The organism is Streptomyces sp. NPDC052042, assembly GCF_044548345.1.
In the GTDB taxonomy this organism is placed as follows: domain Bacteria; phylum Actinomycetota; class Actinomycetes; order Streptomycetales; family Streptomycetaceae; genus Streptomyces.
The window spans coordinates 1-3587 of record NZ_JBIUBU010000074.1 but is presented as its reverse complement, the minus strand read 5'-3'; the positions used below and the strand labels follow the sequence as shown (position 1 = coordinate 3587).

At 62.5% G+C, this 3587-nt stretch carries 3 protein-coding genes; all 3 read left to right on the top strand.

Going from position 1 to position 3587, the window contains the following annotated elements:
• Nucleotides 1–216: 216 nt before the first annotated feature.
• Nucleotides 217–684 (top strand): hypothetical protein, encoded by a 468-nt coding sequence (locus tag ACIHCL_RS36875; protein ID WP_399868922.1) that lies wholly within the window; start codon nt 217–219, stop codon nt 682–684.
• A 9-nt stretch (nt 685–693) separates the two neighbouring features.
• Nucleotides 694–2517, top strand: a complete 1824-nt coding sequence (locus ACIHCL_RS36870) for an alpha/beta hydrolase (RefSeq protein ID WP_399868921.1) — start codon at nt 694–696, stop codon at nt 2515–2517.
• Between the two features lie 95 nt (nt 2518–2612).
• Nucleotides 2613–3068 (top strand): hypothetical protein, encoded by a 456-nt coding sequence (locus tag ACIHCL_RS36865; protein WP_399868920.1) that lies wholly within the window; start codon nt 2613–2615, stop codon nt 3066–3068.
• Nucleotides 3069–3587 lie beyond the last annotated feature (519 nt).

The following is a 3587-nucleotide window of genomic DNA, read 5'->3' as shown; positions in this document are numbered from 1 at the left end:
CCTCCAATACCGGCCCGACACTCTCGACGGCTTCATAGCCGGTACCGGCCTGACCCTCGACACCCCAACATCACCCTGACACGCCGAAGTCAGTACCGGTGCAGATGGGGCACGTGATGAACGGGCGCTACGGTACTTCTCGATCACCAACACGTTGCTGTCGCACGTTCACATCCACTCGTCGGTGCAAGACGAGGCACGGTGAGGGGGCCACGCATGGCGTGGGATGAGTGGGAGCAGCTCAAGACCGCGGCGGTCGAGCGGCACACCACGCAGATGCAGCTCAACCAACTGCCCACCGATCTCAGAGGTTCCACCTCCGGTGGCAGCAGAGGCGGTGCCGGCGATCTGAGGTCCGACAAGGCGGCGTGGACCAAGGCAGGGGAAGGCGTCGGATCGTTGCGGAAGACCCTTGACAAGGCGTGGACGAAGGCGGAGTTGGGACAGACGGGACTCGGGAAGGAGTCCGGGTACCTGACCGCGGCAGCCCAGCAGGATGTCTACGATTCCTGGAGACGCTACGTCAAGGATGTCGGCGAGGTGTGCGACGAGCTTGCCAACGTGCTGGAGAAGTCGGGAAATGACCAGCTGCGGACCGACGAGGCCATCAAAGCCGAGATCGCCAAGCTGAAGACCGAGCACTACGAGGATCCGCCCGCCGGCGGCCAGGCCAAGGAGCGATGACCCGGAAGCATGGATCACCTGACGCTCAAGGCCCTCAAACCGACCGAGTACGTGGAAGCGGCGGACGGGTACCGCGCGATCAGCGCCATGGCCGACGCGGCCAAGGACCGCATCGACAACCAGATCACCGCGACCATGCGGAAGGCCAACGCGGGTGAGGCCGCAGACGCGGCGCTCAAGCAGTTACGGAAGTTGTCGGAGAACTTCCACTACACCCAGATCGAGTGCAGTCTGGTCACCGGAGCTCTCGACGGCTTCTCGTCCGAAATCGCTGCTCCGAAGCGGCGCCTGACTGAGGCACTGGGCGATGCGGCCACGCTGGCATACTCCGTCAACGAAGACGGCACCATCACGTACCCCGCAGGCGGTAAGAGCGAACTCACCGGTGAGCCGATCGCCGGCGGCACAGTCATGGGCCACGCCTACCTGATCACGGGCAACAACACACATTCCCCATCGCCGGGACTGCTACCGAGCGACACTCGGCTCAAGAACCCGAACCCACACCACGCCAAAGCCGTGGACATCGCCGACCGCATCGCCCACGCCGTACGAGAAGCCCAGGAGATCGACGATCGGTACAGCAAGGCGCTGCGCAAGCTCAAGGCGGCACCAGGTCTGAACGTCGACACCAAGACGTGGGCGGACGTGGCGTCCGACGTCGCTGCTGTGAGTACTGCCGCGAGTGACTACATCGCGGACCACATCCCGTTGGACAAGTCGCCCGCCGACCGCAAGGAGTGGTGGGACAACCTCAGCAATGAGGAGCGCGAGGAGTACAGAGCAGCCTTCCCGGAAGTCATCGGAAACCTGGACGGCATCCCGGCCGTGGTCCGCGACGAAGTAAACCGCGAGAGCATCCAACTCCTCATCGCGCAGTTGGAGGGCCAGCAAGATGGGGCTTCCAGAGAAAAGCTTGACGGGCTGAAAGGTATCCAGACCAAGCTCAACTCGGGCAGTCAGCCACCAATGTTCCTTCTGGGGGTTGGCCTCGAAGGAAACGGGAGAGCGATCGTTGCCTTCGGAAACCCTGACACCTCAAAGAACGTCTCGGCTTATGTGCCCGGCTTGGGAACTAAACTCGATTCCGGTTTCGCCGACGGCACAGTGAAACGCGCCTTCGATACGGCTAAGGGAGCCCGGCGTATCAATCCCTCCTCATCCGCGATCGTATGGCTCGGCTACGACGCCCCTCAATCGATCGATGTGATGACTGCGGGAAGCGCTGAGCTCGGCGCCCCGGCGTACAACAGTTTCATGGGTGGCATTTCGGCAACCAATGAGCATGCCGATCCCCATATCACTGCCATTGGACATTCCTACGGTTCTCGACTGGTGGGGGCCGCAACACAGGAGGCAGGAGGGATTCCGGGGGCTGATGACATCATCCTCGTCGGCAGTCCCGGCGTCGGCGTTGACAAAGCAGAGGACCTAGGCGTGGGCAAGGACCACGTCTGGGTGGGAGCAGCCGAGAACGACATCGTCACCAAACTCCCTTCGAAAAAGGAAGCTGTGGCAGGAACCATGGGGTTCCTCGGAGGAGGGCCGCTTGGCGCGTATCTCATGGGAGAAATCGCCGACCAAGGCGACGACGAAATCTGGTTCGGAAAGGATCCGGCAAGCAAAGCATTCGGCGCCAACAGATTCGAGACACTACCCGGACCAGAATTGCTTCAGCTTTCCTTCCCAGAAATTTCGGACTCAAAGCTGGACATGGAAGCTCATAGCAATTATTTCTCCCCAGAGGAAGGAAAAGATAAGGTTTCTGCACGAAATATCGCCATCATTGTCGCGGGGCAGTCGGGATACGCCACGAGGGAGACGCCGCGATGAGAAAAAGGGTTGCAGCGACCGCAATGCTGGTTCTACTTCTGGCCGGGTGTGGCTTGATAGGTACCGCACCCTCAAGCAAGGAAAGCCAACCGAAGATGAACATGCAAGAGGCGGCCGACAAGGCGGACACGATTCTTGACGAGACGTTTGCGGCCATCAAGCCACCCGTTCAGTGGACGCATACGTACTCAATGCCGGGTGGCTGCTACGTGGACCGCGATCGTTCCGTCATGACGATCATCTCTGCTGAACGGCGTGGCGGCTTCCTCGGCGTGCTGGAACGCCACTGGAAGAGCAAAGGCTATAAACTCGTCTCCGCGAGTCCGAACGGGCTGGCGGCCAACTTCGAGACCCAGGACGGCTTCCAGCTCGAAGTCCTGATCGGGATCACCGGCCAGGCTCACGTGAGCATCACCACCCCGTGTGTGGAGAGGTCCGAGGTTGCTCCGCCGACCAGTAAGCCGAACGGTCCCGACTACTCGAAGGAGGAGTTGCCGGCGCCGAACGTGAAGTCGACGTTCTGGTCGAGCGACGCGCCCCTCTCGAGCTGACGCGGCAGATCTCACGCCCCTCAGCCCACGACCGCGCGCGCTCCGGCCGGTGTCGGATCCGCTTACCCTCGGCCAGATCCTGCTCCAGCTTGCCGGCCCGGGTGTACCAGTAGCCGATCTCTTCCTTCAGACACTGTTCGGCCTGAGTGCGTGATCGGGGGCGTGCTGTGCCCCAGCACAGGCAGGGGTGGCGGCGCTACCCCGCGGACACGATCCTGATCTCGCCGACGCGGTGCGCACACCTGCCAGGCTGCACGCACCTGACCGAGGAGTTAGTACCGGCCCAGCGTTGGGGCGGGTTCCCCGAACCGCCGCACAGACTCTGGGGCCGGTTGAGCAGCAACCACCCGGCGACCACGACCGAGGGGAACCCCACACGGCAGGCGGTACGACAGTGGGAGGAGTGTCAGTCGGCGTTTTCGTCAGTGAGCCCTTTCAGCGTGGCCACTGATCGGGTGACGGGGGCGGAGTGAGGGTGGGGCCGCAACGGACAGGGCTCCCGTGCCGTTGAGGGAGGTG

Bases quoted from the DNA above. Each gene is read 5' to 3' on its own strand.
- ACIHCL_RS36875 (WP_399868922.1), top strand. From the start codon at position 217: ATGGCGTGGGATGAGTGGGAGCAGCTCAAGACCGCGGCGGTCGAGCGG.
- ACIHCL_RS36870 (WP_399868921.1), top strand. From the start codon at position 694: ATGGATCACCTGACGCTCAAGGCCCTCAAACCGACCGAGTACGTGGAA.
- ACIHCL_RS36865 (WP_399868920.1), top strand. From the start codon at position 2,613: ATGAACATGCAAGAGGCGGCCGACAAGGCGGACACGATTCTTGACGAG.